The organism is Olleya sp. AS48, assembly GCF_038900355.1.
GTDB lineage: Bacteria > Bacteroidota > Bacteroidia > Flavobacteriales > Flavobacteriaceae > Olleya.
In genome coordinates, this window is record NZ_JBBMRD010000010.1 from 71,970 (window position 1) to 98,248 (window position 26,279).

A 26,279-nucleotide genomic window follows, 5' to 3' on the forward strand; every position below is an offset into this window, starting at 1 on the left:
TTTTATTGTAAAGTTAATATCCAAGTACTTCCAGAATATATAGGTCCAGCAGATCCACCAATACCAAATTCAGGGAATACTAATTGTCCTGTAGCTTGGTCAACATAACCTGGACTACCTTGGATAATTTCGTTAGAAAATTGCCATTCAGTAAAGATTAAGTTACCAGCACAAGCATAGAAGTAAGACTTGTAAGTGTTGTTTGGCCATCCAAACATACTATTTAATTCATAGTTACCAGCTCCTAAGTGTACAATCGTGTGGTTAGCAGGTGTTGCATAGTTTACACTATACGTTCCAGCTAAATCAGTACGACATAATTGTAATCTTACTAAAGTAGATTCTAATTGCTCAGAAATTACTACGTTATCTACTGTTACTAATGTTTTTAGGTTAACTACAAAAACAGTAGTTTTTGCATTATCTAAAGCATCGTTATTAACTTTAATTGGAATTAAATCAAATGTTGAGTTAGCAGGTATAGTTGTTTCTAAAGTTGTATCAACCCAGTCGAAATGTGTTCCAGGAACAGCTATAGGATATTTTCTAACATCATCACTTGGATCAAGTGGTGTATTATTAATATCTAACATTGTTTCTAAATCAGCTAATTCATCGTCAGATATTTTTAAATCTGCAAATGTTCCAATTTCATAAGACATAGTGATCGTTGATCCTGAAGGTTGTCCTGATTGTCCACCAATAAGGTGAACAGGAATATCAAAATCAAACTGAGCACCTGGCTCTTCAACAAAGTTCCCTAAGTTATCGTCAGTTTTAAAACCAACTACTAAAGGACCGTTAAATGTTTCATTGTCTACATCAATTTCGTCATCAACGATACATGATGCTAAAAGCGAGCAGCTTAAAACTGCTAACAAATAAGTTCTTAAATTTTTCATTTCTTTTCTTTTTTATAGTTTATTGTGCCCAGAATGGTCCTGTTGCAAATGCTTGTGCACTGCTTACTGGAGGAACATTAGAAGCATTTGATATTAACTCAGACGAAGGATATAATAATCTTTTTGGTCTAGTTGATGATTGCGCTGTTGTAGCTAAAGGTATTCCTGAAGGATATCCAGTTCTTGTAAACTCGATATAAGATTCCAAACCATTAATTCCATTTAAAGCAACCCATTTTTGTCTCATGATAGCTTCAGTTTTCTCAGCATCTGTTCCAGCCCATCCAATAGTTGGAGCAGTTGGGTTATAAGTAGAAGAATCTAATCCAAATAAGTTGAAAGACGCATCAATACCAGCTTGGAAAGATGTTTGAGCATCACCACTTAATTTACCTAATAATTGTGCTTCAGCTTGTAATAAGAAAGATTCAGCAGCTGTCATTAAATAACCATCTTGAGCAGAGTTTATTACTAAACCAGGTCCAATTGGAGAAAGACTTTCTGGAGATTGAGTACCATCAAAACCTTGAGTATGTCCAACGTATTGGTCATCATCGTTTAATCCGTAAAGTGCAGTTAATCTTGCATCTGGTACAGCTCCTGGGAAGTTACCTTTTAAGAATTCAATTGCGTAATCAGATCCTCTGTAAAAATTATAATTTACTGAAGTAGACTCATCATTAGAGAACATTAAAGCGTAAAATGGATTTTGTTGTGCAACTTGTCCATCAGAATATCCTGGATTAATTACAGCATCAACTGCAATAAAGTTACTACCATCTAGTGCAGCAAATTGTGCATCTAAATACGTTGCTAATTCAGCATCATTTCCTAAAGTATAAGCTTTAGTTGCTTGTCTTAATAATAGTCTTAATTTAATTGTGTTACCTAAAGTAGCCCAATTTGACATTGCTCCACCGTAAACGATATCCTCTGATCCTACAGCTGTTGCTGATCCAGAAGAAGCTATTAAAGCAATTGCTTCATCAATTTCAGTTACTAAAGATCTGTAAATCGTAGCATCATCATCATAAGAAGGTGTTAAGTTATCAATACCTTTATGTGCTTCTGTGTAAGGAATATCACCATATAAATCTACTAAATACTGAAAGTAATATGCTTTCATAATTTTAGCAATCGCTTTATGATTGTTATACTCACTACCATCGTAATCTATGATTGCTTGAAAATTAGCAGTCGTTAAATAAAGACCATCGTAAATGTCATCGTAAAATCCATTATCGATCGCTAATGAGAATTCTTCAGAGAAACCACCTGTAAAAGCATTTACGTTAGCTCCCCATCTGTTCATCATTACGTTTCCTAGAATGTTCATTCTTCTAGCTTGTTGTCTGTATGTTGATGCTAATGCACCTGCTAATACTAAATCAGGCGTTACAACATCTGCAGATGGACTATTTGGATTGTCATTGATATCCAAATAATTACTACATGACATAGTAATTGTAAGAATTACTAATAATATAATATTAAATTTTGTTTTCATCTTTGAATTTTATTAAAAAGTTAAATTAACACTTAGTCCGTAACTTCTAGTTGCTGGATATTGTCCAGATACACTTAAACCTTGAGCATTTCCTGTAGTGTTAGAGAATTCTGGATCAGCGTATCCTCTGTTTTCTTTAGGTAATACAACAAACGGGTTTCTTGCATTTACACCTACTCTTACTGAGCTAAATCCAATAGCATCTAATGCTTTTTGGTTAAGGCTATAACTTAATGAAAGCTCTCTTACTTTAAATGCAGTTGCATCTAATACAAAGTTTTCAGATACATCTCTATATTCATTAGAGAAATAATCTAAGTAGTTAGCGTAAGTTGTTCCACCTGTAACAACGTTTGTGTTAGCAGCATAAACTCCTGGAGAAGTTTCGATAGCAGAGTTAGGGAAAATAAATCCTCTTCTTCCGTTTTCAGCAGATTCTACTAAGTGTCCACTCCATGATAACCAGTCTTTAGTACCAGCCCAGAATTGACCTCCTGTTCTGTAATCAAATACACCAGCTAATCTAAATCCTTTATAAGTTAAAGAAGTACTTAAACCTAATACATAATCAGGGTTTGCAACTCCTAAATTAATAAACTCAGACGTTTTTAATGGGTTTCCTGTAGAAGGGTCAATTAAGACACGTCCATTAGGATCTCTTTGGTAACCTGTACCTTTAATTAAAGGGAAAGCTTCACCTACTGTAGCGAAGATACCTACATCTGCGTTTCCGTTTCCTAATGAAACTTCATCAGTGTTATCAGATACTTTCTTAACGATTGTTTCATCAGAAGCAATGTTAAAGTTTAAGTCCCATCTAAAGTTATCATTTCTGATTGGTGTAATACCTAAATCAACTTCGTAACCTTTAGTTTCTGTTTCTCCAATGTTAATTGTAGATTGAGTTAATCCAGAAGCTGTAGATGAAGTAACGTTTGTTACTAAGTCAGTGTTATTTGTTACATAGTAAGAAGCTCCAATTGTTACACGGTCTCCTTTAAAGAATGCTAAGTTTAAACCTATCTCTTTGTTTGTAATAAACTCATTAACTAAGTTTGGATCTGCTACACTTGTGTCTACACCAAAAGAGTTAAGACCTCCAAAAGGGAATCCACTAACTTGGTTGTAAGTATTGTTGATTTCATAAGTTCCTACACGATCATTACCTACTCTTGCGTAGTTAGCTGATATTTTAGCGTAGTTTAAAACATCTCCTTTTAATTCTGGGAATGCTTTAGTTGGAATGAATGCTAAACCTGCACTTGGGTAGAAGAAAGAGTTGTTATCACTATTTAATCTTGAAGTCCAGTCATTTCTACCTGTTAAAGTAGCAAATAAGAAATCTTTATATCCTAAATCCACACTTGCAAATACAGCATAACTTCTGTTTCTAGAAGTACTGTTAGATACTGTTGGTGTTCCTGTAATGTTGTCAATGTTATAAAAACCAGGGATAGTTAAGTTACTACCTGCAACACTTGTGAATGTAGATAAGTTATCTTGTATGTTGTTACCTAATGTTGCTTTTAATGAAACATCATCATTTAACATATAATCAAAGTTTAAGAAGATATCGTTATAGATATTCTTAGATTCTTGATTGTTTGTACTAAAGTTAGATACAGTAGAGTGATCTCCACCACCAACACCTAAAAGGTCAGTATATCCATTAGTATATCCTAAAAAGTTGCTGCTAAAAGTTCTTAAACTTGAAAGAGAACTTACGTTAATGTTATCGTTAATTTGGTATTTTAAATTGATGATACCGTTAAAACGATCAGACTCATCATTGTTTCTGATGTTATCTCTCATCCAGTATGGACTTCTGTAATATGATGTCCAGTGGTATTGATTTAAAGGTTGAGAAAACTGTCCAACAGGAATGTTAGTTGCAGTTTGTAGTAACTCAGTAAATAAAGCAGAAGTAGTAGTACTTGTTTTAGAGTTAACATAGTTAATGTTACCACCTAATTCCCATTTTCCGATTGTTTTACCAGCCTTAAATAAGATGTTTGTTCTACCTAATTCATCTCCATCTACAACAAAATCAGTGTTTTGTCTGTTAACAGATAATAAAGCGTAAGATGTTGCATCTCCACCTGAGATAGAAACTCCTGTTTGCTTAATTGTACCTGTTTTAAAGAAATCTTTAATATTGTCTTCAATAGCAGAATATGGTGCCATAATGTAAGATCCATCAGCTTGCGCTAAACCTACAGGCATTATTGATCCATCAAATTCTGGACCCCATCCTCCGTTTTCATATGCTACGTGACCACCATTCCAACCTTGACCGTACTTAGTCTGTCTTTTTGGTAAGAAAGAAACTGACTCAAATTGAATTGAGCTGTTAAAATCAATTTTGATTTTTTCATCACTAGTTCCTCTTTTAGTAGTAACGATGATTACACCATTTGCTCCTTGAGAACCGTAAAGTGCACTACCTCCAGCTCCTTTAATAACGTTTGTAGATGCAATGATCTCAGGCGAAAGATTTGCTAAAGTATTTGCTGAAGAAATCGCTCCATCAATTACAATTAACGCCTCGTTACTACCTGTTAACGATCTGTTACCTCTTAATACAATACGAGTTGATTGATTAACACCGTTATTAGTCGTGTTAATTTTTAATCCTGATACTTTACCAGCTAAACTCTGTATTACGTTAGGGTTAGAAGCCTGTGTCAGCACTTCTGCGTCTACAGTTTCAGTAGCAGCAGTAAGCTCATCCGCTTTTCTTTCAATACCTAAAACGGTAATTACTACTTCGTCAAGAGCATTATCAGGCTCAAGGCTTACATTAATACTGTTACTAGCACCAACTTTTACTTCTTTAGTACCGTAACCAACATAACTAAATGTTAAAACACCACCAGTTGTTACACCAATAGAGTAATTACCATCAAAATCTGTTGTCGTTCCTTGAGAAGTTCCTTTAACTACAATAGTTGCCGAAGGTAAAGGCAACCCATTTTCGTCAGAAACAACTCCTGAAACTGTTTTGTCTTGTGCGAACGATAGTTGCACAACAAACGCTAGAAATAGCGTTAAAATTCCACTAAACTTTGTTTTCATTTTATAATTTATTTGAATTAGTCTATGCCAAAAATCATAATAAAAAGTTAATTAAACAATATTTATTGGTTAAAATTTCATTTTTTTTTTGAAATATTCAATAATAACATAAGTTTTACCTAAAAATTAGCAGTTAAACTTAGGTGTATCTTAGAATTTGAGAATTTTACTGTTTCATTTTCTGTCTTACCATTAGCGTATATAAAACGTAGTAATCCGCTGTTTGTTAATACGCCAAATCCAAAGCCAAAACCTATAATATTTTCATTTTGGTTTAGTAGTTGGTTTTTAAAGTTGGCATAGTCTAAAACTGTATTTACAAACACGCCTTCGCTTAACGTGTACCTATATTCTGTCATTAGCATATTAAGGCTGTTTGCACTTAGGCTGTTTTCTGTAAAACCTCTAATGTTATTTATTCCTCCAAACCTATATAGTTCGTTGTCAAAATAATTGTCAGATTCAAGTCTATGTATTAGTGCTTTAGTATAAATACTGTTGGTGTGATTTAATTTAAATATGTGCTCTCCAATAATGGTTATTAAGGTTTGCTTAGTGTTGTTTGTGGTTGTTTTTCTTGAGCCTGTTCCAAACTCTAAACTTAAATCGGTTTTTGTTTTGAAAATTCTTTCTGCGTTTTGTAATGTTTTGTATTGATGTTTTATGGTAAAAAGTTGGCTATTAAAGTCGGTGATGTTAGTAAAATCTTCGGTGTTTGATAAGTTGCTCGATTCGGTGGATTCAATCCCTGCATATATGCGATTAGCGTCGTTTAATTGGTAGTAAAGGTTTCCTTTTTGTTTTGTATTTATAAAAGAGGAGTCTCGTTTTATGATTTGTAACGATGCTTCAATGCCTATTGGCGATGAAAATATGTAAGGTAGAGTGGTTGTAAGATTGAAATTTTTTTGGTCACTTTCATCGCTCTTGTAATTTAGGTACAAGGTTTCTCCGTAATTTAAATTATTATTTAAGCTTAAATCAAGGTATCCGTTAAATTCAATTTTATTTGTGTTTTCGTTGGTGGTAAATCCAATGTATCCATCAAAATTATTGCTGGTTAGTTTTTCTAAATAAAGGTATAAGTGAGTTGAATCTTTAGTAAATAATATTTCTGCACTTTTTGATTGTCTTGCAAAACTTAAATTGTTTAGTGATTTTGTTTTTTTATTAATGGCCTCAATATTGAAGATCTTGTTTTTATTAATTTTCAAAAAACGTTTTAAAAAGGACTTCGGAAATTTTTCGTATCCTTTAATTACTATTTTATCAAGACTTCTTTTATTGTCGTCATCACTAATTATAAGTTTAGCTGTTAATGTGTTTTGATCACGACTAATAATGTCGCTTAGTTTTATTGTGGAAAAGGGGTTGCCTGCTGAGGCTATTATTTTATTATACTTTATAAGTTCGTTCTCTATATTGCTATAGGGAATTATAACCTCGTTGTCTTTAGTTATTTTTAAATTCAATTTTGAATAATAGGTTTGCTCAGTAATAGAGCTATCTAGTGTTATAGCTAAAAATTCTATTTTGTTATTTAATTGTAGTAAAACTGAAAAAACTGAGTCTTTATTTTCTGTAATACTAAAAAGTGTGTTATTAATATAACCGTTCTTCTTAAGTTTATTTTGAAATAGTGTTATTTCATCCTCTAAAGACTGTAAGGTTTCGTGTTTTTTAGTGTAATCATAAAATGAAATTATTTTATCATCATTTGAATCAACTCCAGAAATATTTAAAACTAATTCTTGGCTCCAACTAAATTGAAATAGAAGAATAAAAAGTATTGATGTTGCTGTTTTTAGATTCAAGATGTGATAATTATGTTTTAGAGGATAAAATAACGCAAAATTCTTACTATATAATATGGTGCTGTGATTTATTTTTAAATTCTATTGAAAATTAATGTGTTATGATTTGATTAATTAAATATAATCACTACATTTGCACCCCTCTTAAAGAGAGGTAACATAAAATTATATTAAAGTTATATGCCAACAATTTCACAATTAGTACGAAAAGGAAGAGCCAAAATAACCAAGAAGAGTAAATCGGCTGCTTTAGATTCGTGTCCTCAAAGACGTGGTGTGTGTACTCGTGTTTATACAACGACACCTAAAAAACCTAACTCAGCAATGCGTAAGGTGGCAAGGGTTCGTTTAACAAACGGAAACGAAGTAAATGCATACATCGGTGGAGAAGGTCACAATTTACAAGAGCACTCGATAGTATTGGTTAGAGGTGGAAGGGTAAAAGATTTACCAGGAGTTAGATATCACATCGTTCGTGGTGCTTTAGACACAGCAGGTGTTGCAGGAAGAACACAACGTAGATCTAAGTATGGTGCAAAACGCCCTAAAAGTTAATTAAAAACTTAAGAAGAAGACATGAGAAAAAGAGCAGCGAAAAAAAGACCGCTTTTACCAGATCCTCGCTTTAACGATCAGTTAGTAACTAGATTTGTTAACATGATGATGTGGGACGGAAAGAAGTCTGTAGCCTTTAAAGTGTTTTATGATGCTATTGACATCGTAGATACAAAGAAGACAGACGAAGAAAAAACAGCTTTAGAAATTTGGAAAGATGCGTTATCAAACGTTATGCCTCACGTAGAAGTGCGTAGTCGTAGAGTTGGAGGAGCAACATTTCAAATACCTAATCCAATACGTGCAGATCGTAAGGTTTCAACTGCAATGAAATGGTTAATTAGTTATTCTCGTAAGAGAAACGAAAAATCTATGGCATTGCGTTTAGCATCAGAAATTTTAGCAGCAGCTAAAGAAGAAGGAGCAGCAGTTAAAAAACGTGTAGATACTCACAAGATGGCTGAAGCAAACAAAGCATTCTCTCACTTTAGATTTTAATAAGACATGGCTAGAGATTTAAAATATACAAGAAACATTGGAATTGCAGCTCATATTGATGCAGGTAAAACTACAACAACAGAGCGTGTTCTTTATTATACAGGTGTTTCGCATAAAATTGGAGAAGTGCATGATGGTGCTGCTACAATGGACTGGATGGAGCAAGAGCAGGAACGTGGTATTACTATTACGTCTGCAGCTACAACTTGTACTTGGAAGTTCCCATTAGAAAATGCAGAACCTACACCAACAACAAAGGATTATCACTTTAATATTATTGATACTCCAGGTCACGTTGATTTTACTGTAGAGGTAAATAGATCTTTACGTGTATTAGATGGTTTAGTATTCTTGTTTAGTGCAGTTGATGGTGTTGAGCCTCAATCTGAAACTAACTGGAGACTTGCAGACAATTATAAAGTACCAAGAATTGGTTTTGTTAATAAGATGGACCGTCAAGGATCTGACTTTTTAGCTGTTTGTCAACAAGTAAAAGATATGTTAAAGTCTAACGCAGTGCCAATTGTTTTAAACATTGGTGATGAAGAAGATTTTAAAGGTATCATAGATTTAGTAAAAAACCGTGCTATTGTTTGGCACGATGAAACTCAAGGAGCAACTTTCGATGTTATCGAAATTCCTGAGGATATGAAAGAAGAAGCTCGTAAATACCGTGCACTTTTAATTGAAGAAGTAGCAAGTTATGACGAGAATCTTTTAGAAAAATTCATGGAAGATGAAGATTCAATTACAGAAGAAGAAGTGCATGCTGCACTTAGAGCTGCTGTAATGGATATGGCAATCATTCCTATGATTTGTGGTTCAGCTTTTAAAAATAAAGGTGTACAATTCTTGTTAGATGCTGTATGTCGTTACTTGCCTTCTCCAATGGACAAGGAAGGTATTAAAGGGATGAATCCAGATACTGAAAAAGAAGAATTACGTAAGCCAAGTGTTGACGAACCTTTTGCAGCATTAGCGTTTAAAATTGCAACGGATCCTTTCGTAGGACGTTTAGCATTTTTTAGAGCTTACTCTGGTCGTTTAGATGCAGGTTCTTATGTGTTAAATAATCGTTCTGGTAAAAAAGAACGTATCTCTCGTATCTATCAAATGCATGCTAACAAGCAAAATGCAATTGATTTTATCGAGGCTGGAGATATTGGAGCTGCTGTTGGATTTAAATCTATCAAAACAGGAGATACTTTATCAGACCAAGATCATCCAATCATTTTAGAGTCTATGGACTTCCCAGATCCAGTAATTGGTATCGCGGTTGAGCCTAAAACTAAAGCTGATGTTGATAAATTAGGTATTGGTTTAGCTAAATTAGCAGAAGAAGATCCGACGTTTACAGTGCGTTCAGATGAAGCTTCAGGTCAGACTATTATTTCTGGAATGGGAGAGCTTCACTTAGATGTAATTGTAGATCGTTTAAGACGTGAGTTTAAAGTAGAAGTTAATCAAGGTCAACCTCAAGTTGAATATAAAGAAGCTATTACTGCATCGGCAGATCATAGAGAAGTTTATAAGAAACAATCAGGTGGACGTGGTAAATTTGCCGATATCGTATTTACTGTTGAACCAGCAGACGAAGGTGTTGTTGGATTACAGTTTGAATCTGTAATTAAAGGTGGTAACGTTCCTAAGGAATTTATCCCTTCAATTGAAAAAGGATTTAAGATGGCAATGGTTAACGGTCCATTAGCAGGTTATGAAATCGACTCAATGAAAGTTACTTTAAAAGATGGATCTTACCATGATGTGGATTCTGATCAATTATCTTTTGAGTTGGCTGCTAAGCTAGGATTTAAAAATTGTGCTAAAGCTGCTAAAGCTGTAATAATGGAGCCTATCATGAAGCTTGAGGTAATTACTCCTGAAGAAAATATGGGTGACATTGTTGGAGATTTAAATAGAAGAAGAGGTATGATGGAAGGTATGGGTGATCGTGCTGGAGCTAAGACAATTAAAGCTACTGTGCCATTATCTGAAATGTTTGGTTATGTTACAACATTAAGAACATTATCTTCTGGTAGAGCAACTTCTACAATGGAATTTTCACATTATGCTGAAACTCCTTCTAATATTTCAGAAGAAGTAATTAAAGCTGCTAAAGGCGTTGAATCGTAAATCTTAAAGAAATGAGTCAAAAAATTAGAATAAAATTAAAATCTTACGATCACAATTTAGTAGATAAATCTGCTGAGAAGATTGTAAAGACAGTAAAAAGTACTGGAGCTGTAGTAACTGGACCAATTCCATTACCAACTCATAAAAAAATCTTTACTGTATTACGTTCCCCACACGTAAATAAGAAGTCTAGAGAACAATTTCAATTAAGCTCTTACAAGAGATTATTAGATATTTACTCTTCATCTTCAAAGACTATTGATGCTTTAATGAAACTTGAATTACCAAGTGGAGTAGAAGTTGAAATTAAAGTATAAGTAATTTATTCGTTTAAAGATTTTAAGCGAAACATGTCCTAAGCTTCGAGCGAAGGAAAAACGGTAAAAATACAATTCAAGGCTGAAACGTATTTTCAGCCTTGAATATTTTTTAATAAATAGTAATAATAAATAAATAATAATTATGTCTGGGTTAATTGGAAAAAAAATCGGTATGACCAGCATTTTCGATGAAAATGGTAAGAATGTACCATGTACAGTAATCGAAGCTGGACCATGTATCGTTACCCAAGTCAGAACTGAAGAAGTTGACGGTTATAATGCTGTGCAACTTGGTTTCGATGACGCGACAGAAAAAAGTGCTACTAAAGCTGACTTAGGTCACGCTAAAAAAGCAGGGACTTCTGTAAAACGCAAAATCGTTGAATTTAAAGGTTTTGATGCGGAGTACAAGTTAGGTGATGCAATCACTGTAGAGCACTTTGTAGAAGGTGAATTTGTTGATGTATCAGGTACATCAAAAGGAAAAGGATTTCAAGGGGTTGTAAAACGTCATGGGTTTGGTGGTGTAGGTCAAGCTACTCACGGACAACATAACCGTTTAAGAGCACCAGGATCTATTGGAGCAGCATCTTATCCAGCAAGAGTATTCAAAGGAATGCGTATGGCAGGTAGAATGGGAACAGATTCAGTTAAAGTTGAAAATTTAAGAGTTTTAAAAGTAGTTCCTGAAAAGAACTTACTAGTTGTTAAAGGTTGTGTACCTGGACATAAAAACGCTTATGTAATTATCAGAAAATAATGAAAGTAGCAGTTTTAGATATAAACGGAAAAGAAACAGGTAGAAAGGCAGACCTTTCTGATGGTGTTTTTGCTATTGAACCTAATAATCATGCTGTATATTTGGATGTTAAGCAATACTTAGCAAATCAAAGACAGGGTACTCACAAAGCTAAAGAGCGTGCTGAGATTACTGGAAGTACACGTAAGATTAAAAAACAAAAAGGTACAGGTACTGCCAGAGCAGGTAGTATTAAGTCAGGAGTTTTTAGAGGTGGAGGACGTATGTTCGGACCAAGACCTAGAAACTATTCATTCAAACTTAATAAAAGCTTAAAACGTTTAGCGCGTAAATCAGCTTTAAGTATTAAGGCAAATGAAAAGTCTATTATCGTCCTAGAGGACTTTAATTTTGATGCTCCAAAGACTAAAAACTTTACAGCTGTATTAAATGCGTTAGACCTACAAAACAAAAAATCACTGTTTGTGTTGGGTACGTCAAATAATAATGTATATTTGTCGTCACGTAATTTGAAAGGCTCAGAAGTCATAATCGCCTCAGAATTAAGTACTTACAAAATATTAAATGCAAATCAAGTTGTCCTTTTAGAGAGCTCTTTAGAAGGAATTGAGTCGAATTTAAGTAAATAGAAGCAAAATGAATATCTTAATTAAACCTATAATCACAGAAAAAGCAACTGCTAATAGCGAGTTAAACAACTGCTATAGTTTCTTTGTGAACACTAAGGCGAACAAGGTAGAAATCAAAAAAGCAGTGGAAGCTGCTTATGGAGTTTCTGTTGAAAAAGTTCGTACTATAAATGTCCGTCCAGATAGAAGTACCAAGTTTACTAAAACTGGTATTCAACATGGTAAAACAAATGCTAAGAAAAAAGCAATTGTACAACTGGCGGAAGGTGAAATGATTGATTTATACACTAACATGTAATTAAAGACAAATGTCAGTAAGAAAATTAAAACCAATCACACCAGGTCAGCGATTTAGAGTAGTAAACGGATTTGACGCCATTACTACTGACAAGCCGGAAAAAAGCTTATTAGCTCCGAAAAAACGATCAGGTGGTAGAAACAGTCAAGGACGTATGACCATGCGCTATAAAGGTGGTGGGCACAAACGTAGATATCGTATAATTGATTTTAAAAGATCTAAAGCAGGTATTCCTGCTGAAGTAGCATCAATACAATACGATCCAAACAGAACAGCGTTTATCGCATTATTGAATTACCAAGATGGTGAGAAAACTTATATCATTGCTCAAAATGGTTTACAAGTAGGTCAAACTGTTGTTTCAGGTGAAGGTTCTTCTCCGGAAATTGGAAATGCAATGCCATTAGCTAATATTCCATTAGGAACAATTATCTCATGTGTTGAGTTAAGACCAGGACAAGGTGCTGTAATGGCAAGAAGTGCTGGAGCTTTTGCTCAGTTAATGGCTAGAGATGGTAAGTTTGCTACTATTAAATTACCATCAGGTGAAACTAGATTAATTTTAGTTACATGTATGGCAACGATAGGAGCAGTTTCTAATTCAGATCATCAATTACTTGTTTCAGGTAAAGCTGGACGTAGTAGATGGTTAGGTAGAAGACCAAGAACAAGACCAGTTGTAATGAATCCAGTTGATCACCCAATGGGAGGTGGTGAAGGTAAGTCATCAGGTGGACATCCACGTTCTAGAAACGGTATACCAGCTAAAGGATATAGAACACGTTCTAAAACTAAAGCGAGTAATAAATATATTGTAGAACGTAGAAAGAAATAAGAAATCATGGCAAGATCATTAAAAAAAGGACCTTACGTTCACTATAAATTAGAGAAAAAAGTAGCTGACAATGTGGAAGCTAACAAAAAGACTGTTATTAAAACTTGGTCAAGAGCAAGTATGATAACACCTGATTTTGTTGGGCAAACAATTGCAGTTCATAACGGTCGTCAGTTTGTTCCAGTTTACGTTACAGAAAACATGGTTGGACATAAGTTAGGAGAATTTTCACCAACAAGATCTTTTAGAGGTCACGCTGGTGCTAAAAATAAAGGTAAAAAGTAAGCTATGGGAAGTCGTAAAAAACAAATGGCAGACGCTATTAAGGAGGGTAAAAAGCAAATAGCTTTCGCTAAACTTAATAACTGTCCTACGTCACCAAGAAAAATGCGTTTAGTAGCCGATTTAGTAAGAGGTGAACGCGTAGAAAAGGCACTTAATATTTTAAAGTTTAGTCAAAAAGAAGCTTCAAATCGTTTAGAGAAATTATTACTTTCTGCGATAGCTAATTGGCAAGCTAAGAATGAAGATGCAAGTATCGAAGATGCTGAATTATTTGTTCAAGAAATAAGAGTAGATGGTGGATCTATGTTAAAAAGATTACGTCCAGCACCACAAGGACGTGCTCACAGAATAAGAAAACGCTCAAACCACGTAACTATCGTGGTTGGAGCTAATAATAAAACACAAAGCTAAGATAGATATGGGACAAAAGACAAATCCAATCGGAAATCGCTTAGGAATTATCAGAGGATGGGAATCTAACTGGTACGGAGGAAACGATTATGGTGATAAACTTGCCGAAGACGATAAGATTAGAAAATACGTTCACGCGCGTTTATCTAAAGCTAGTGTATCTCGTGTAATTATTGAGAGAACTTTAAAACTTGTAACCGTTACTATCACTACTGCTAGACCTGGTATTATTATCGGAAAAGGTGGACAAGAGGTAGACAAGTTAAAAGAAGAACTTAAGAAAATTACAGGTAAAGAAGTTCAGATTAACATCTTTGAAATTAAGAGACCTGAACTTGATGCGTTTTTAGTAGCAACTAGTATTGCTCGTCAAATTGAAAATAGAATTTCATATAGACGTGCAATTAAAATGGCTATTGCTGCAACAATGCGTATGAATGCTGAAGGAATTAAAGTACAGATTAGTGGTCGTTTGAATGGAGCTGAAATGGCACGTTCAGAACACTACAAAGAAGGACGTATTCCTTTATCAACTTTTAGAGCCGATATTGATTATGCTTTAGTTGAATCTCATACTACTTACGGTAGATTAGGGGTTAAAGTATGGATCATGAAAGGTGAAGTATATGGTAAAAGAGAGCTTTCTCCTCTTGTTGGCTTAGCTAAGAAGCAAGGAAAAGGTGGACGTCAAGGAGGTGGTAAACCACAACAACGTCGTAGAAAGTAATTTTTTAAAGAACAGAAAAAATGTTACAGCCTAAAAGAACAAAATTTAGAAAAATGCAAAAGGGACGTATGAAAGGGAACTCTGGTAGAGGTCACTTACTTTCAAACGGAACTTTTGGAATAAAATCATTGGATTCTAATTTTTTAACATCACGTCAAATAGAAGCAGCTCGTATTGCAGCTACACGTTACATGAAAAGAGAAGGTCAACTTTGGATTAAAATATTTCCAGATAAGCCGATTACAAAAAAGCCTCTTGAAGTACGTATGGGTAAAGGTAAAGGAGCAGTAGAATATTGGGCAGCAGTTGTTAAACCAGGAAGAATCCTTTTTGAAGTTGGAGGAGTGCCTTTAGAAGTAGCTAAAGAAGCATTAAGACTTGCAGCTCAAAAATTACCAGTAAAAACTAAGTTTGTAATCGCTAGAGATTACGAAGCATAATTTATTTGATATTATGAAACAATCAGAAATTAAAGAATTATCTGTAGCTGAGTTACAAGAGAAACTTAGTGAAACAAAGAAGAGCTATTCAGATTTAAAAATGGCTCATGCAGTTTCTCCTTTAGAGAATCCTATTCAATTACGTCAAGTAAGACGTACGGTTGCAAAAATTGCAACAGAATTAACTAAAAGAGATTTAAAATAATTCTGCTTACAAGATGGAAAAAAGAAACTTAAGAAAAGAGCGTATCGGGATCGTTACTAGTAACAAGATGCAAAAATCAATTGTTGTTGCAGAAGTTAAAAAAGTAAAACACCCTATGTACGGAAAATTCGTGTTGAAAACAAAAAAATATGTTGCACACGATGAGACAAACGATTGTAATATTGGAGATACAGTAAAGATCATGGAAACAAGACCTTTAAGTAAATCTAAATGTTGGAGATTAGTTGAAATAATTGAAAGAGCGAAGTAATTATGGTACAACAAGAATCAAGACTAAGAGTAGCAGATAACACTGGAGCAAAGGAAGTATTAACTATCCGTGTTTTAGGTGGTACTAAAAGAAGATATGCTTCTGTAGGTGACAAAATTGTTGTCACTGTTAAAGATGCAACTCCTAATGGAAACATTAAAAAAGGAGCAGTATCAACAGCAGTAGTTGTGCGTACTAAAAAAGAAGTTAGACGTCCAGACGGATCTTATATCAGATTTGATGATAACGCTTGTGTCCTTTTAAATCCTACGGGAGAAATGAGAGGTACACGTGTTTTTGGACCTGTAGCTAGAGAACTTCGTGATAAACAATTCATGAAAATTGTATCATTGGCACCAGAGGTGCTTTAATTGATAAAAAAATGACAAAGCTAAAAATAAAAACAGGAGATATCGTCAAGGTTATAGCTGGTGATCATAAAGGTTCTGAAGGTAAAGTACAAAAAGTATTTATCGAGAAGAACAAAGCTATAGTTGAAGGAGTAAACATGGTTAAGAAACATACTAAACCAAGTGCACAAAATCCTCAAGGTGGTATTGTAGAAAAAGAGGCATCTATCAACATTTCTAACCTATCTTTATTAACTTCTAAAGGAGAAGAGACTAGAGTAGGATTTAGAATGGAAGGTGATAAAAAAGTCAGATTTTCTAAAAAATCAAATGAAGTAATATAGTTATGGAATATTCACCGAGACTAAAAGAAGAGTATAAAAGCAAAGTAATTGCTGCTCTTACAGAAGAATTTGGATACAGTAATGTAATGCAAGTGCCAAAACTACAAAAGATAGTATTATCTAGAGGTGTTGGGGCTGCAGTTGCTGATAAGAAATTGGTTGACCATGCAGTTGATGAATTTACAACTATCACAGGTCAAAAAGCTGTATCTACTTTATCTAAAAAAGATGTTGCAACTTTCAAATTACGTAAAGGGATGCCAATTGGTGCTAAAGTTACGTTAAGAGGAGAAAGAATGTATGAGTTTTTAGATCGTTTAATAACTTCTGCACTTCCACGTGTTAGAGATTTTAACGGAATAAAAGCGACAGGTTTTGACGGAAGAGGTAACTACAATCTAGGAGTTACTGAACAAATTATCTTTCCAGAAATAAATATTGACAAAGTTAATAAAATTGATGGAATGGATATTACATTTGTAACTTCTGCTGAAACAGATAAAGAAGCAAAATCATTATTAACAGAATTAGGGTTACCTTTTCAAAAAAACTAAGTTATGGCTAAAGAATCAATGAAAGCCCGCGAGGTTAAAAGATCGAAGACAGTAGCTAAATATGCTGAAAAACGTAAAGCTCTTAAAGAAGCTGGAGATTATCAAGCATTACAAAAGTTACCTAAAAACGCATCGCCTATACGTCAACATAATAGATGTAAATTAACAGGTAGACCAAAGGGATATATGCGTACCTTTGGACTTTCTCGTGTTATGTTTAGAGAAATGGCAAATCAAGGTTTAATACCAGGTGTTAAAAAAGCAAGTTGGTAAAATTTTAATTGGTCTTAGGTTCGGGATATTCTGAAAACCAAGTCCGCAAATAAATACATATGTATACAGATCCAATAGCAGATTACTTAACTAGAATTAGAAACGCAGTGCGTGCTAATCACAGAGTTGTAGAAATTCCTGCTTCAAATTTAAAAAAGGACATTACTAAAATATTATTCGATCAAGGATATGTTTTAAGTTATAAGTTCGATGATTCTACTGTTCAAGGTACAATCAAAATTGCCTTAAAATACAATAAGGAAACAAAAGAACCTGTAATTAGAAAATTGCAAAGAATCAGTAAGCCTGGTTTACGTAAATATTCTAGTTCTACAGAATTACCACGTATACTTAATGGTTTGGGTATTGCAATCGTTTCAACTTCTCACGGAGTAATGACTGGAAAGCAAGCGCAAAGAGAAAACGTTGGTGGTGAAGTTTTATGTTACGTTTACTAATTTAAAATCCAGAAGAAAATGTCAAGAATAGGAAATAATCCAGTTGCCATTCCAGAAGGAGTAACTGTAACAGTTGATAACAATACAATAACAGTAAAAGGAAAATTAGGTGAGTTAACTCAAGATTTTGATACTGTTGAAGTAAAAGTTGAAGATGGAAATGTATTAGTAACACGTTCTACAGATACTAAAGATCAAAAAGCTAAGCATGGTTTATACCGTTCATTAGTTTTTAATATGATTGAAGGTGTTTCAAAAGGTTGGACTAAACAATTAGAATTAGTTGGTGTAGGTTATAGAGCTTCTAATCAAGGCAATGTCCTTGAATTAGCTTTAGGTTTTTCACACAACATTATTTTAAGTTTAGCACCAGAAGTACAAGTAGAAACTGTTTCTGATAAGGGTAAGAATCCAATAATCAAATTAACTTCTCATGATAAACAATTAGTAGGACAAGTTGCTGCTAAAATCAGAGGATTTAGAAGACCTGAACCGTACAAAGGAAAAGGTATTAAGTTTGTTGGAGAAATATTAAGAAGAAAAGCAGGTAAATCAGCATAATAATTAGTTATGGCGTTAACAAAAAACGAAAGACGAATAAGAATTAAAAACAGAATCCGTAAGGTTGTTTCTGGTACAGAAGCAAGACCTAGATTAGCTGTTTTTAGAAGTAATAAAGAAATTTATGCTCAATTAGTAGATGACGTTACTGGTAAAACATTAGCTGCTTCATCTTCAAGAGATAAAGATATTGCTGCAAAAGGAAATAAAGTAGAACTAGCTGCATTAGTAGGTAAGTCTATCGCAGAAAAAGCCTTGAAGGCTGGTGTTGAAACGATCGCTTTTGATAGAGGTGGTTATTTATATCATGGTAGAGTAAAATCGTTAGCTGAAGGAGCTAGAGAAGGAGGACTTAAATTCTAAGAAATTATGTATCAAAAATACAAAAGCGCAGAGTTAGTAAAACCAAGTGGATTAGATCTTAAAGATCGTTTAGTTGGTGTGCAAAGAGTTACTAAGGTAACTAAAGGAGGTAGAGCATTTGGTTTTTCTGCAATCGTAGTGGTTGGAGATGAAGCAGGTGTTGTAGGTCAAGGTTTAGGAAAATCAAAAGATGTTGCTAGTGCAATTGCAAAAGCAATAGAAGATGCTAAGAAAAACCTAGTTCGTATCCCTATCATGAAAGGAACATTACCTCATGAACAAAAAGGTAAATTTGGTGGAGCAAGAGTAAATATTATTCCTGCTGCTCCTGGTACAGGAGTTATTGCTGGTGGAGCTGTGAGAACAGTTTTAGAGGCAGTAGGTGTACATGATGTTTTATCTAAATCTCAAGGTTCATCAAATCCACATAATGTTGTTAAGGCTACTTTTGATGCTTTATTACAATTAAGAGACCCTAAAACGATTGCTCGTGAAAGAGGTGTTTCTTTAGAAAAAGTTTTTAACGGATAATCCCAACAGCAATGTCGAAGATAAAAGTAACAAAAGTTAAAAGTGCAATCAACAGAACTCAAAGACAAAAAAGAACTTTATTAGCTCTTGGTCTTAAGAAGATTGGACAAACTATAGAACATGAGGCTACTCCTAATATTTTAGGTATGGTAGCAAAAGTAAACCACTTAGTTTCTGTAGAAGAAACTAAATAATAATACTGAAAATGGATTTAAGTAATTTAAAACCTGCAGAAGGTTCAGTTAAAAATCAAGGTAAAAGAATAGGAAGAGGACAAGGTTCTGGTAAAGGTGGTACTGCGACACGTGGTCACAAAGGAGCTAAGTCAAGATCTGGTTATTCTAAGAAGGTAGGTTTCGAAGGAGGGCAAATGCCACTTCAACGTAGAGTACCTAAGTTTGGTTTTACTAACATTAATCGTATAGAGCATCAAGGTGTTAACTTGGATGTTATTCAACAATTAGTTGACGATAAGAAAATTAAAGATACTTTAGATTTTGATACTTTAGTAGGTCTTGGTTTAGCTGGTAAAAACGAGCTAGTTAAGATTTTAGGAAGAGGAGAATTAAAAGCTAAATTAAGTATCACAGCTCATAAATTTACTGCTACTGCAAAAGCTGCTATTGAAGCTGCAGGAGGAGAAGCTGTAACTTTATAAGAACAATCGAACGCATGAAATTTATAGAGACATTAAAAAATGTTTGGAAAATTGAAGAACTAAGAAATAGAATTCTAGTTACACTAGGTCTACTTTTAGTTTATCGTTTCGGAGCACAAGTAGTATTACCAGGTATTGACGCAACCCAATTAGAAAGCCTACAAACTGGAACATCAGAAGGTATTTTTGGGATATTAAATGCCTTCACTGGAGGTGCATTTGCTAATGCTTCTGTATTTGCACTTGGAATTATGCCATATATTTCTGCTTCTATTGTAGTTCAATTAATGGGAATTGCTATTCCTTATTTGCAAAAACTACAAAAAGAAGGCGCTAGTGGTCAGAAAAAGATTACTCAAATAACACGTTGGTTGACTATTGCAATATGCTTAGTTCAAGCACCAGGTTATTTAGCTAGTTTACAACCTATGTTTGGTATTCCAAACTCGGCCTTTTTATTAGGTCAAGGTGGTATGTTTTATTTCTCATCAATAGTTATATTAGTAACTGGTTGTATTTTTGCAATGTGGTTAGGTGAGAAAATAACAGATAAAGGAATTGGTAATGGTATCTCTCTATTAATTATGGTGGGTATTATTGCAACACTTCCTAAATCTTTCTTACAAAATGCTGCTTCTAGATTAGAAACGGGTAATAATGTAATGATGATTTTATTTGAAATCGTTATTTGGTTTGTTATTATTCTTCTTTCAATCTTATTAGTAATGGCAGTTCGTAAGATTGCAGTACAATATGCTAGGCGTTCAGCAACTGGAGGTTACGAGAAAAATGTATTTGGATCAAGACAATATATTCCTTTAAAGCTTAATGCTTCTGGTGTAATGCCAATCATTTTTGCTCAAGCGATTATGTTTGTTCCTGGTTTAATTGGTGGTTCATCTTTATTAAAAGATACTGCTTCTGGATTGTGGTTACAATCTAATTTCTCTGACATCTTCGGATTTTGGTATAATTTAGTATTTGCATTATTGATTATTATATTTACATATTTTTATACTGCGATTACCGTTCCTACAAATAAAATGGCTGATGATCTTAAACGAAGCGGAGGATTTATTCCAGGTATTCGTCCAGGATCAGAAACTTCTGAATATCTAGACAAAATTATGTCTCAAATAACTTTACCAGGTTCTATCTTTCTTGCATTAATAGCTGTGTTCCCAGCATTTATTGTTAAGTTACTTAACGTTCAATCTGGTTGGGCTTTATTTTTCGGAGGTACATCTTTATTAATTATGGTTGGAGTTGCAATTGACACTATGCAACAAGTAAATAGTTACTTGTTAAATAGACACTATGATGGCTTGATGAAGACTGGTAAAAACAGAAAAGCAGTAGCTTAATATTTTAACTATGGCAAAACAAGCAGCAATAGAACAAGACGGAACTATCATTGAAGCATTATCAAATGCTATGTTCCGTGTTGAATTAGAAAATGGTCATATTGTGACCGCACATATTTCGGGTAAGATGCGTATGCATTATATTAAGTTGTTACCAGGAGATAAAGTTAAATTAGAAATGAGTCCTTATGATTTAACTAAGGCTCGTATAACCTATAGATACTAATACGATGAAAGTAAGAGCATCAATTAAAAAGAGAAGTGCAGATTGTAAGATTGTGCGCAGAAAAGGTAGACTTTACGTCATTAACAAAAAGAATCCTAGATTCAAACAAAGACAAGGGTAATTATGGCAAGAATCGCAGGTGTAGACATACCAAAACAAAAAAGAGGAGTGATCTCATTAACTTATATCTACGGAGTAGGTAGAAGTAGAGCTCAAGAAATTTTAGCTGAGGCTAAAGTGGACGAAAACATCAAAGTACAAGACTGGACAGATGATCAAATTGGAGCAATCCGTGAAACTGTAGGTACTTATACTATTGAAGGTGAATTACGTTCTGAAACACAATTAAACATTAAACGTTTAATGGATATTGGTTGTTACAGAGGAATTCGTCATAGAGTTGGTTTACCTTTAAGAGGTCAACGTACTAAGAATAACTCTAGAACAAGAAAAGGAAGAAGAAAAACAGTTGCTAACAAGAAAAAAGCAACTAAATAATAAGTAGTATGGCAAAGACAAACGCTAAAAGCACAAAAAAACGTAAAGTTATTATTGACGCTGTTGGAGAAGCTCACATTACTGCTTCTTTCAACAATATCATTATTTCACTTACAAATAAAAAGGGAGATGTCATTTCATGGTCATCTGCTGGTAAGATGGGATTTAGAGGTTCTAAGAAAAACACACCTTACGCAGCACAATTAGCAGCAGAAGATGCTTCTGAAGTAGCTAAAGAAGCTGGATTAAAAAAGGTAAAGGTTTATGTTAAAGGACCTGGAAATGGTAGAGAATCTGCTATACGATCTATTCATAATGCAGGAATTGAAGTAACAGAAATAATTGATGTTACTCCATTACCACATAATGGTTGTCGTCCACCTAAAAGAAGAAGAGTATAAGTTTACTACATAGTACTTTACTTAAGCAAGTATAAAAATTAATATCGTCTGTTTATCAGATGGTATTAATTTTTTGTATAAATTTGCAAACTAAAAATTTAAAACAAGTATCAACAAAGAGATTAACGATTATCGAAGGATAAGATTTAGACCTTAATTCATAATCACTCTTAAATCAATTTAAAAATGGCAAGATATACTGGTCCTAAAACTAAAATAGCTCGTAAATTTGGTGAAGCTATATTCGGAGACGATAAGTCTTTTGAGAAAAGAAATTACCCACCAGGTCAACATGGAAACAACAGAAGACGTGGTAAAAAATCTGAGTACGCAATCCAATTAATGGAGAAGCAAAAAGCTAAATATACTTACGGTATTTTAGAGCGTCAATTCAGAAACATGTTTAAAAGAGCAACTGCAGCTCAAGGAATCACAGGTGAAGTATTACTTCAAATTTGTGAATCTAGATTAGATAACGTAGTGTTTAGAATGGGATTATCTCCTTCTAGAAGCGGAGCAAGACAACTTGTATCTCACAGACATATTACTGTTAATGGAGAGTTAGTAAACATACCTTCATACCAACTTAATGCTGGAGATGTTGTTGCTGTAAGAGAGAAGTCTAAATCTTTGGAGTCTATTGATAGATCTTTATCAAACTCTAGCAATGTATATGAGTGGATTACTTGGAATAGCGAGAAAAAGGAAGGTACTTACGTTTCTGTTCCTGCTAGAATCCAAATCCCAGAAAATATTAATGAGCAATTCATCGTAGAATTATACTCTAAATAATAAATTATTAACATTGGTGTTTAGCCAAAGGGTTTATTTGTACTTCTTCAAACTTATAAACCGCGCAACTAAATAACAATTAAAACGAAGAAAAAATTATGGCAGTATTTAATTTCCAAAAACCTGATAAGGTAATAATGATTGATTCAACTGACTTCGAAGGTAAATTCGAATTCAGACCTTTAGAACCAGGTTATGGACTAACAGTAGGAAATGCTTTAAGAAGAGTTTTATTATCTTCTCTAGAAGGGTTTGCTATCACATCTGTTAGAATAGAAAGTGTAGACCACGAATTTTCAACATTAGCAGGTGTTGTTGAAGATGTAACAGAAATTATTTTAAATCTTAAACAAGTTCGTTTTAAGCGTCAAATAGAGGATGTTGATAACGAATCTATTTCGATTTCAATTTCTGGTCAAGACAAAATTGTAGCAGGAGATTTCCAGAAATTTATTTCAGGTTTCCAAGTATTAAATACAGATCAAGTGATTTGTAACTTAGATTCTAAAGTAAATATCAACATGGAAATTACTGTTGAAAAAGGTAGAGGATATGTTCCTGCAGAAGAAAACAAAAAAGCTTCAGCACCAATAGGGACTATTTTTACTGATTCAATTTACACACCAATTAAAAATGTTAAGTATAGCATTGAGAATTATCGTGTAGAACAAAAAACGGATTACGAAAAATTAGTTTTCGAAATTCAGACTGATGGTTCTATTACGCCTCAAGATGCATTAACAGAAGCTGCAAAAACTCTGATTCACCACTTCATGTTATTCTCTGATGAGCGTATTACATTAGAAGCTGATGAGATTGCTCAAACTGAAACTTATGATGAAGAATCACTTCACATGAGACAGTTACTTAAAACTAAATTAGTAGATATGGACCTTTCTGTTCGTGCTCTAAATTGTTTAAAAGCAGCAGAGGTAGATACTTTAGGAGACTTAGTATCTTTTAATAAAAATGATTTAATGAAGTTCCGTAATTTTGGAAAGAAATCTTTAACAGAGCTTGAAGAGCTAGTAAATGTTAAAGGATTAAATTTCGGAATGGATCTTTCAAAATACAAACTAGATAAAGACTAATACATCATATTTTGCTCCTCACAAAGAGTTTGAGCAAGATGATGATTAAAAACAAATGTCATGAGACACGGAAAAAAAGTAAACCATTTAGGTAGAAAAACTGCTCACAGAAAATCAATGTTGGCAAATATGGGTTGTTCTTTAATAGAACATAAACGTATTAATACAACTGTTGCTAAAGCTAAAGCTTTAAAAGGATTTATTGAGCCATTAATCACTAAGGCTAAAGATGATACAACGCACAACAGACGTCTTGTATTTTCTAAATTACGTCAAAAAGAAGCTGTAACTGAACTTTTTAGAGATGTTGCTGCTAAAATTGGTGATCGTCCAGGTGGATATACTAGAATTATCAAGTTAGGAAACCGTTTAGGTGATAACGCTGATATGGCAATGATTGAATTAGTAGATTACAACGAAATCTACAATGCAGATAAAAAAGCTAAGAAAACTACTCGTAGAAGTCGTAGAGGTGGTAGTAGTAATACTGTTACTCCTCCAGTTGCTTCAAATGAAGAAGAATAGTTTCTTAATTTGCTGTTAAATTATTATTAAAAGAGAGATAAGCTTTATAAGTTTATCTCTTTTTTTTTACATTTAAGCAAACATATTTATATGAAACCTATCTTTTTACTTATTGCTTTTATTGTTATGACTTCGGTGTCAGCACAAGTTATTAAAAACGAAGTTTCTACAGGTCAAGCTAAACATCCTAATCTTCCTTTAGTAGATCTTAATACTAGACTACAAGACAAATTTAATGCTGTAAACTATCAAGGTTATTATTTGGCAAATGCTAGTCTACCTGATGTTTCTGGCTCGCCATTTCCCTTTGAAGATGCTGTTATTATAATTAACACTACAGATGGTAAAGCATATAAAGTACCTAATGGTAATTATAATGCTAGTACAGATGAAGTGGTTTCTAATTTTGCTAAAGATTCTTCTTTTGTTTTTCAATCTAACACTATTAAATCTGTTAAGTTTCAAAAATATACTGCTAAGCCATATAGTGATACTACTAGTAAAATTAGTTTCTATTTTGAATTAACACCTCATGCTTCTATCAGGTTGTTAAAAAAGTATTCAGCTAAAGTTATTGATGGTCAAATTAATGTTTTAACAAAACAAAAAACGTCTTCTGATATGTTTAGTTTATCAGACAGCTATGGCATAACTATTGATGATAAAACAGTAACAGAATTTAAGCTTAACAAAAAGTCTGTTTTAAAACTATTGTCTAGTCATAAAAAGTTAATTCAAGACTTTGTTAAAAATGAAAATTTATCTTACAAAGAAGAATATGACGTTATAAGAATGCTAAATTATTATAGTGTTATTTCAAAATCAAATTAAATATAATTCACACACACACACACACACACACATTCAAAAAAACACACATGAAAAACTACTTATTTATTTTTACTTTATTATTATCAACCTTATCCTTTGCACAAGGTAGTAACGGTTTTAGCTCAAACTTATCATCTGCAACTATGGATAATAGTCAGCAAAATATGTTTAATGCGGTTAATTACCAAGGTGCTTACTTAGCAAATGGTAAATCAAGCGCTGTTGTAGGATCTCCTTTTGCATTTGAGGATGCTACAATTGAAATTACTTCAAAGGAAGGTAAAGTTTATAAAGTACCAAACGGAAATTATAATGCTAAATCAAACCAAATCGTTTCAAACTTTGCCAAAGACTCTTCTTTTGTTTTTGACGCAAAAGCAATAGAGTCTGTTAAATTTGATAAGTATGTTGCTAAGATTTATAGAGATGAAGATAGTAGAGCTAAATTCTTTTTTGAGTTAACGCCACATGCTACGGTTAAGCTTTTAAAAAGATATGAAGCGATAATTAAAGATGGTCAGATTAATGTAATGACTAAGCAAAAAACATCTCCAGATAAATATGTTGTTAATGACAGTTATGCTGTTTCAAAAGATGGAGTAACTACGGAAGAGTTTAAATTGAAAAAGAAATCAATTTTAAAATTACTTGGTGACAAGAAAAAGTTAGTCGAAAAATTTGTTGACGATAATGATTTATCTTACAAAGAGGAAGCAGATGTTGTCAAGATATTTAATTATTATAGCATTAATTAAGATGCAAGACATTAAAAAAGGGTAATCTATTTTAGATTA

The 26,279-nt window shown here is 33.5% G+C and carries 38 protein-coding genes; 34 read left to right on the plus strand and 4 right to left on the minus strand.

Annotated elements, in window-relative coordinates:
* Window positions 1-2: 2 nt before the first annotated feature.
* The 4 genes from WNY60_RS12515 to WNY60_RS12530 form a co-directional block, all read right to left on the minus strand.
* Window positions 3-902 (minus strand): hypothetical protein, encoded by a 900-nt coding sequence (locus WNY60_RS12515; RefSeq protein ID WP_145000926.1) that lies wholly within the window; start codon window positions 900-902, stop codon window positions 3-5.
* 19 nt (window positions 903-921) lie between these two features.
* Window positions 922-2,409, minus strand: coding sequence for a SusD/RagB family nutrient-binding outer membrane lipoprotein (locus WNY60_RS12520; RefSeq protein ID WP_342862568.1), 1,488 nt, complete (start codon window positions 2,407-2,409; stop codon window positions 922-924).
* 12 nt (window positions 2,410-2,421) lie between these two features.
* A complete protein-coding gene (locus WNY60_RS12525; protein WP_292942486.1) occupies window positions 2,422-5,484 on the minus strand; it encodes a SusC/RagA family TonB-linked outer membrane protein in 3,063 nt (1,020 codons plus the stop codon).
* 119 nt (window positions 5,485-5,603) lie between these two features.
* Window positions 5,604-7,298, minus strand: coding sequence for a hypothetical protein (locus WNY60_RS12530; protein ID WP_342862569.1), 1,695 nt, complete (start codon window positions 7,296-7,298; stop codon window positions 5,604-5,606).
* Between the two features lie 180 nt (window positions 7,299-7,478).
* On the opposite strand from WNY60_RS12530, the gene rpsL reads away from it, so the two are divergent.
* The 34 genes from rpsL to WNY60_RS12700 all read left to right on the plus strand — a co-directional run bounded on the left by rpsL (window position 7,479) and on the right by WNY60_RS12700 (window position 26,240).
* Window positions 7,479-7,853: a 30S ribosomal protein S12 gene (gene rpsL / locus WNY60_RS12535; protein ID WP_028283866.1), complete on the plus strand. Its 375-nt coding sequence runs from the start codon at window positions 7,479-7,481 to the stop codon at window positions 7,851-7,853.
* 21 nt (window positions 7,854-7,874) lie between these two features.
* The gene (gene rpsG, locus WNY60_RS12540) at window positions 7,875-8,351 is read left to right on the plus strand and encodes a 30S ribosomal protein S7 (RefSeq protein WP_028283867.1); all 477 of its coding nucleotides are present in this window, start codon (window positions 7,875-7,877) and stop codon (window positions 8,349-8,351) included.
* A 6-nt stretch (window positions 8,352-8,357) separates the two neighbouring features.
* Window positions 8,358-10,484: an elongation factor G gene (gene fusA, locus WNY60_RS12545; protein ID WP_145000914.1), complete on the plus strand. Its 2,127-nt coding sequence runs from the start codon at window positions 8,358-8,360 to the stop codon at window positions 10,482-10,484.
* Window positions 10,485-10,495: 11 nt separating this feature from the next.
* On the plus strand, window positions 10,496-10,801 hold the full coding sequence (rpsJ, locus tag WNY60_RS12550; protein WP_010181931.1) for a 30S ribosomal protein S10: 306 nt from the start codon (window positions 10,496-10,498) through the stop codon (window positions 10,799-10,801).
* A 145-nt stretch (window positions 10,802-10,946) separates the two neighbouring features.
* On the plus strand, window positions 10,947-11,564 hold the full coding sequence (gene rplC, locus WNY60_RS12555; RefSeq protein ID WP_028283869.1) for a 50S ribosomal protein L3: 618 nt from the start codon (window positions 10,947-10,949) through the stop codon (window positions 11,562-11,564).
* Window positions 11,564-12,193 (plus strand): 50S ribosomal protein L4, encoded by a 630-nt coding sequence (rplD, locus tag WNY60_RS12560; RefSeq protein ID WP_145000912.1) that lies wholly within the window; start codon window positions 11,564-11,566, stop codon window positions 12,191-12,193. The genes rplC and rplD overlap by 1 nt, the downstream gene beginning before the upstream one ends.
* Before the next feature lie 7 nt (window positions 12,194-12,200).
* Window positions 12,201-12,491 carry a 50S ribosomal protein L23 gene (rplW, locus tag WNY60_RS12565; RefSeq protein WP_028283871.1) on the plus strand — a complete coding sequence of 97 codons (291 nt, stop codon included), beginning with the start codon at window positions 12,201-12,203 and terminating at the stop codon, window positions 12,489-12,491.
* A 10-nt stretch (window positions 12,492-12,501) separates the two neighbouring features.
* A complete protein-coding gene (gene rplB / locus WNY60_RS12570; protein WP_145000910.1) occupies window positions 12,502-13,326 on the plus strand; it encodes a 50S ribosomal protein L2 in 825 nt (274 codons plus the stop codon).
* Window positions 13,327-13,332: 6 nt separating this feature from the next.
* A complete protein-coding gene (gene rpsS, locus WNY60_RS12575; protein ID WP_028283873.1) occupies window positions 13,333-13,611 on the plus strand; it encodes a 30S ribosomal protein S19 in 279 nt (92 codons plus the stop codon).
* A 3-nt stretch (window positions 13,612-13,614) separates the two neighbouring features.
* Entirely contained in the window at window positions 13,615-14,022 is a 408-nt protein-coding gene (gene rplV, locus WNY60_RS12580) for a 50S ribosomal protein L22 (RefSeq protein WP_145000908.1), read from the plus strand.
* Between the two features lie 7 nt (window positions 14,023-14,029).
* On the plus strand, window positions 14,030-14,749 hold the full coding sequence (gene rpsC / locus WNY60_RS12585; protein WP_028283875.1) for a 30S ribosomal protein S3: 720 nt from the start codon (window positions 14,030-14,032) through the stop codon (window positions 14,747-14,749).
* Between the two features lie 20 nt (window positions 14,750-14,769).
* Window positions 14,770-15,189: a 50S ribosomal protein L16 gene (gene rplP / locus WNY60_RS12590; protein WP_028283876.1), complete on the plus strand. Its 420-nt coding sequence runs from the start codon at window positions 14,770-14,772 to the stop codon at window positions 15,187-15,189.
* A 13-nt stretch (window positions 15,190-15,202) separates the two neighbouring features.
* Window positions 15,203-15,394 carry a 50S ribosomal protein L29 gene (gene rpmC / locus WNY60_RS12595; RefSeq protein ID WP_028283877.1) on the plus strand — a complete coding sequence of 64 codons (192 nt, stop codon included), beginning with the start codon at window positions 15,203-15,205 and terminating at the stop codon, window positions 15,392-15,394.
* Between the two features lie 13 nt (window positions 15,395-15,407).
* Entirely contained in the window at window positions 15,408-15,665 is a 258-nt protein-coding gene (gene rpsQ, locus WNY60_RS12600; protein WP_028283878.1) for a 30S ribosomal protein S17, read from the plus strand.
* Between the two features lie 2 nt (window positions 15,666-15,667).
* Window positions 15,668-16,036, plus strand: a complete 369-nt coding sequence (gene rplN / locus WNY60_RS12605; RefSeq protein ID WP_028283879.1) for a 50S ribosomal protein L14 — start codon at window positions 15,668-15,670, stop codon at window positions 16,034-16,036.
* Window positions 16,037-16,047: 11 nt separating this feature from the next.
* A complete protein-coding gene (rplX, locus tag WNY60_RS12610; protein ID WP_292946130.1) occupies window positions 16,048-16,359 on the plus strand; it encodes a 50S ribosomal protein L24 in 312 nt (103 codons plus the stop codon).
* A gap of 2 nt (window positions 16,360-16,361) precedes the next feature.
* Window positions 16,362-16,913, plus strand: coding sequence for a 50S ribosomal protein L5 (rplE, locus tag WNY60_RS12615; RefSeq protein WP_145000902.1), 552 nt, complete (start codon window positions 16,362-16,364; stop codon window positions 16,911-16,913).
* A gap of 3 nt (window positions 16,914-16,916) precedes the next feature.
* Window positions 16,917-17,186, plus strand: coding sequence for a 30S ribosomal protein S14 (gene rpsN / locus WNY60_RS12620; protein WP_028283882.1), 270 nt, complete (start codon window positions 16,917-16,919; stop codon window positions 17,184-17,186).
* A 59-nt stretch (window positions 17,187-17,245) separates the two neighbouring features.
* Complete coding sequence (gene rpsH / locus WNY60_RS12625; RefSeq protein WP_145000899.1) at window positions 17,246-17,644, plus strand: 30S ribosomal protein S8; 399 nt, start codon at window positions 17,246-17,248, stop codon at window positions 17,642-17,644.
* Between the two features lie 18 nt (window positions 17,645-17,662).
* Entirely contained in the window at window positions 17,663-18,205 is a 543-nt protein-coding gene (gene rplF / locus WNY60_RS12630; protein ID WP_342862570.1) for a 50S ribosomal protein L6, read from the plus strand.
* Window positions 18,206-18,214: 9 nt separating this feature from the next.
* Window positions 18,215-18,568 carry a 50S ribosomal protein L18 gene (gene rplR, locus WNY60_RS12635; RefSeq protein ID WP_145000895.1) on the plus strand — a complete coding sequence of 118 codons (354 nt, stop codon included), beginning with the start codon at window positions 18,215-18,217 and terminating at the stop codon, window positions 18,566-18,568.
* A 6-nt stretch (window positions 18,569-18,574) separates the two neighbouring features.
* Complete coding sequence (rpsE, locus tag WNY60_RS12640; RefSeq protein WP_099570084.1) at window positions 18,575-19,099, plus strand: 30S ribosomal protein S5; 525 nt, start codon at window positions 18,575-18,577, stop codon at window positions 19,097-19,099.
* 11 nt (window positions 19,100-19,110) lie between these two features.
* The gene (gene rpmD / locus WNY60_RS12645) at window positions 19,111-19,293 is read left to right on the plus strand and encodes a 50S ribosomal protein L30 (protein WP_028283887.1); all 183 of its coding nucleotides are present in this window, start codon (window positions 19,111-19,113) and stop codon (window positions 19,291-19,293) included.
* A gap of 11 nt (window positions 19,294-19,304) precedes the next feature.
* Complete coding sequence (gene rplO, locus WNY60_RS12650; RefSeq protein WP_090841251.1) at window positions 19,305-19,757, plus strand: 50S ribosomal protein L15; 453 nt, start codon at window positions 19,305-19,307, stop codon at window positions 19,755-19,757.
* Window positions 19,758-19,771: 14 nt separating this feature from the next.
* On the plus strand, window positions 19,772-21,121 hold the full coding sequence (gene secY, locus WNY60_RS12655) for a preprotein translocase subunit SecY (RefSeq protein ID WP_145000893.1): 1,350 nt from the start codon (window positions 19,772-19,774) through the stop codon (window positions 21,119-21,121).
* 10 nt (window positions 21,122-21,131) lie between these two features.
* On the plus strand, window positions 21,132-21,347 hold the full coding sequence (infA, locus tag WNY60_RS12660) for a translation initiation factor IF-1 (protein ID WP_007094967.1): 216 nt from the start codon (window positions 21,132-21,134) through the stop codon (window positions 21,345-21,347).
* A gap of 4 nt (window positions 21,348-21,351) precedes the next feature.
* Entirely contained in the window at window positions 21,352-21,468 is a 117-nt protein-coding gene (ykgO, locus tag WNY60_RS12665; protein ID WP_010519235.1) for a type B 50S ribosomal protein L36, read from the plus strand.
* Window positions 21,469-21,470: 2 nt separating this feature from the next.
* Window positions 21,471-21,845, plus strand: a complete 375-nt coding sequence (gene rpsM, locus WNY60_RS12670; protein ID WP_028283890.1) for a 30S ribosomal protein S13 — start codon at window positions 21,471-21,473, stop codon at window positions 21,843-21,845.
* Window positions 21,846-21,853: 8 nt separating this feature from the next.
* Window positions 21,854-22,246 carry a 30S ribosomal protein S11 gene (gene rpsK / locus WNY60_RS12675; RefSeq protein ID WP_028283891.1) on the plus strand — a complete coding sequence of 131 codons (393 nt, stop codon included), beginning with the start codon at window positions 21,854-21,856 and terminating at the stop codon, window positions 22,244-22,246.
* Window positions 22,247-22,432: 186 nt separating this feature from the next.
* Window positions 22,433-23,038, plus strand: a complete 606-nt coding sequence (gene rpsD / locus WNY60_RS12680; RefSeq protein WP_145000891.1) for a 30S ribosomal protein S4 — start codon at window positions 22,433-22,435, stop codon at window positions 23,036-23,038.
* A gap of 98 nt (window positions 23,039-23,136) precedes the next feature.
* Complete coding sequence (locus WNY60_RS12685; RefSeq protein ID WP_342862571.1) at window positions 23,137-24,129, plus strand: DNA-directed RNA polymerase subunit alpha; 993 nt, start codon at window positions 23,137-23,139, stop codon at window positions 24,127-24,129.
* A 60-nt stretch (window positions 24,130-24,189) separates the two neighbouring features.
* Window positions 24,190-24,654, plus strand: a complete 465-nt coding sequence (gene rplQ, locus WNY60_RS12690; protein ID WP_145000889.1) for a 50S ribosomal protein L17 — start codon at window positions 24,190-24,192, stop codon at window positions 24,652-24,654.
* Between the two features lie 90 nt (window positions 24,655-24,744).
* Window positions 24,745-25,485, plus strand: coding sequence for a hypothetical protein (locus tag WNY60_RS12695; RefSeq protein ID WP_342862573.1), 741 nt, complete (start codon window positions 24,745-24,747; stop codon window positions 25,483-25,485).
* Between the two features lie 47 nt (window positions 25,486-25,532).
* Window positions 25,533-26,240 (plus strand): hypothetical protein, encoded by a 708-nt coding sequence (locus tag WNY60_RS12700; protein WP_145000885.1) that lies wholly within the window; start codon window positions 25,533-25,535, stop codon window positions 26,238-26,240.
* The last annotated feature ends 39 nt before the right edge of the window (window positions 26,241-26,279 follow it).

Coding starts and splice junctions, on each gene's coding strand:
- WNY60_RS12695 (WP_342862573.1), top strand. CDS start 24,745: ATGAAACCTATCTTTTTACTTATTGCTTTTATTGTTATGACTTCGGTG.
- rpmD (WP_028283887.1), top strand. CDS start 19,111: ATGTCGAAGATAAAAGTAACAAAAGTTAAAAGTGCAATCAACAGAACT.
- rpsS (WP_028283873.1), top strand. CDS start 13,333: ATGGCAAGATCATTAAAAAAAGGACCTTACGTTCACTATAAATTAGAG.
- rplE (WP_145000902.1), top strand. CDS start 16,362: ATGGAATATTCACCGAGACTAAAAGAAGAGTATAAAAGCAAAGTAATT.
- rpmC (WP_028283877.1), top strand. CDS start 15,203: ATGAAACAATCAGAAATTAAAGAATTATCTGTAGCTGAGTTACAAGAG.
- rpsM (WP_028283890.1), top strand. CDS start 21,471: ATGGCAAGAATCGCAGGTGTAGACATACCAAAACAAAAAAGAGGAGTG.
- WNY60_RS12685 (WP_342862571.1), top strand. CDS start 23,137: ATGGCAGTATTTAATTTCCAAAAACCTGATAAGGTAATAATGATTGAT.
- rplO (WP_090841251.1), top strand. CDS start 19,305: ATGGATTTAAGTAATTTAAAACCTGCAGAAGGTTCAGTTAAAAATCAA.
- WNY60_RS12515 (WP_145000926.1), bottom strand. CDS start 902: ATGAAAAATTTAAGAACTTATTTGTTAGCAGTTTTAAGCTGCTCGCTT.
- rpsG (WP_028283867.1), top strand. CDS start 7,875: ATGAGAAAAAGAGCAGCGAAAAAAAGACCGCTTTTACCAGATCCTCGC.
- rplN (WP_028283879.1), top strand. CDS start 15,668: ATGGTACAACAAGAATCAAGACTAAGAGTAGCAGATAACACTGGAGCA.
- rplP (WP_028283876.1), top strand. CDS start 14,770: ATGTTACAGCCTAAAAGAACAAAATTTAGAAAAATGCAAAAGGGACGT.
- rpsE (WP_099570084.1), top strand. CDS start 18,575: ATGTATCAAAAATACAAAAGCGCAGAGTTAGTAAAACCAAGTGGATTA.
- rplV (WP_145000908.1), top strand. CDS start 13,615: ATGGGAAGTCGTAAAAAACAAATGGCAGACGCTATTAAGGAGGGTAAA.
- infA (WP_007094967.1), top strand. CDS start 21,132: ATGGCAAAACAAGCAGCAATAGAACAAGACGGAACTATCATTGAAGCA.
- rpsC (WP_028283875.1), top strand. CDS start 14,030: ATGGGACAAAAGACAAATCCAATCGGAAATCGCTTAGGAATTATCAGA.
- rpsL (WP_028283866.1), top strand. CDS start 7,479: ATGCCAACAATTTCACAATTAGTACGAAAAGGAAGAGCCAAAATAACC.
- WNY60_RS12525 (WP_292942486.1), bottom strand. CDS start 5,484: ATGAAAACAAAGTTTAGTGGAATTTTAACGCTATTTCTAGCGTTTGTT.
- rplF (WP_342862570.1), top strand. CDS start 17,663: ATGTCAAGAATAGGAAATAATCCAGTTGCCATTCCAGAAGGAGTAACT.
- rplW (WP_028283871.1), top strand. CDS start 12,201: ATGAATATCTTAATTAAACCTATAATCACAGAAAAAGCAACTGCTAAT.
- ykgO (WP_010519235.1), top strand. CDS start 21,352: ATGAAAGTAAGAGCATCAATTAAAAAGAGAAGTGCAGATTGTAAGATT.
- rplR (WP_145000895.1), top strand. CDS start 18,215: ATGGCGTTAACAAAAAACGAAAGACGAATAAGAATTAAAAACAGAATC.
- rpsJ (WP_010181931.1), top strand. CDS start 10,496: ATGAGTCAAAAAATTAGAATAAAATTAAAATCTTACGATCACAATTTA.
- rpsH (WP_145000899.1), top strand. CDS start 17,246: ATGTATACAGATCCAATAGCAGATTACTTAACTAGAATTAGAAACGCA.
- fusA (WP_145000914.1), top strand. CDS start 8,358: ATGGCTAGAGATTTAAAATATACAAGAAACATTGGAATTGCAGCTCAT.
- WNY60_RS12520 (WP_342862568.1), bottom strand. CDS start 2,409: ATGAAAACAAAATTTAATATTATATTATTAGTAATTCTTACAATTACT.
- rpsD (WP_145000891.1), top strand. CDS start 22,433: ATGGCAAGATATACTGGTCCTAAAACTAAAATAGCTCGTAAATTTGGT.
- WNY60_RS12700 (WP_145000885.1), top strand. CDS start 25,533: ATGAAAAACTACTTATTTATTTTTACTTTATTATTATCAACCTTATCC.
- rpsQ (WP_028283878.1), top strand. CDS start 15,408: ATGGAAAAAAGAAACTTAAGAAAAGAGCGTATCGGGATCGTTACTAGT.
- rpsK (WP_028283891.1), top strand. CDS start 21,854: ATGGCAAAGACAAACGCTAAAAGCACAAAAAAACGTAAAGTTATTATT.
- rplX (WP_292946130.1), top strand. CDS start 16,048: ATGACAAAGCTAAAAATAAAAACAGGAGATATCGTCAAGGTTATAGCT.
- rplC (WP_028283869.1), top strand. CDS start 10,947: ATGTCTGGGTTAATTGGAAAAAAAATCGGTATGACCAGCATTTTCGAT.
- rplB (WP_145000910.1), top strand. CDS start 12,502: ATGTCAGTAAGAAAATTAAAACCAATCACACCAGGTCAGCGATTTAGA.
- rplQ (WP_145000889.1), top strand. CDS start 24,190: ATGAGACACGGAAAAAAAGTAAACCATTTAGGTAGAAAAACTGCTCAC.
- rpsN (WP_028283882.1), top strand. CDS start 16,917: ATGGCTAAAGAATCAATGAAAGCCCGCGAGGTTAAAAGATCGAAGACA.
- rplD (WP_145000912.1), top strand. CDS start 11,564: ATGAAAGTAGCAGTTTTAGATATAAACGGAAAAGAAACAGGTAGAAAG.
- secY (WP_145000893.1), top strand. CDS start 19,772: ATGAAATTTATAGAGACATTAAAAAATGTTTGGAAAATTGAAGAACTA.